The 803-nt window shown below is 63.3% G+C and carries 1 protein-coding gene; it reads right to left on the bottom strand.

The genetic code is table 11. The features are described 5' to 3' along the window. Positions 1-50 precede the first annotated feature (50 nt). Positions 51-803: IS256 family transposase (locus DMP05_RS09650; RefSeq protein WP_123220239.1), on the bottom strand; the 753-nt coding region annotated here is incomplete at its 5' end.

Below are 803 nucleotides of genomic sequence, written 5' to 3'. Positions count from 1 at the left end.
ATCTTTCGCAAATTCGCTGATGCCTAGGTGAGACCATCGGCATTCTCGCCCTACGCTTTGCCCTCCTCGTCTTCGAGCAGCGATACATCTAGGTAGCGCCTGCGGCCCCATTCGTTTTCGACTATGTATTTCAGCCTGGCGGTCACCAGCATCAGGGCCGATTTCCCGTCGGGAAAGGTGCCGACCACGCGGGTGCGGCGGCGTATTTCCCTGTTGAGGCGCTCGATGGCGTTGTTGGTCCTGATCCTGGTCCAATGCTGCATCGGGAAATCGGTGTAGGCCAGCGTCTCGCGGCAGCCCTCGCGCACGACCTTGGCGGCCGCGCCCAGCTTCATCGCCTCGAGCGCGTCCGCCACCTCCGCCGCCTTCGCCTCCGACGCTTCGCGCGATTCCTGCGCGTGAATGGCCTTGAGCATCTTGGCGACCTTAACCCTCTTCTGCCGCGGCACTTTCCCGAACACGTTTCGATAGAAGTGCACCGTGCAGCGTTGGTATTTGGCGTCGGGAAAAACCTCCTCGAGCGCCCCGAGCAGCCCCAGCGACTTGTCGCCCGTGACGAGCCTCACGCCCGACAGCCCGCGCCCGCGCAGCCACAAGAGGAACTCCTTCCACGATTCCTTCGACTCGGTGAAACCCTCGGCGCATCCCACGATCTCGCGGCGGCCCTCGGAGTTCACCCCGATGGCCACCATCACCGCGACGTTCTCATAGGACCCGCCCCAGCTTCGCTTCAGGTATATGCCGTCGACGAAGAGATACGGGTAGCCTCCGGAAAGGGGCCTGGTTCGCCAGGCCTCCACGCT

The organism is Slackia isoflavoniconvertens (assembly GCF_003725955.1).
GTDB lineage: Bacteria > Actinomycetota > Coriobacteriia > Coriobacteriales > Eggerthellaceae > Slackia > Slackia isoflavoniconvertens.
This window is presented reverse-complemented; position numbering and strand designations above follow the sequence as displayed.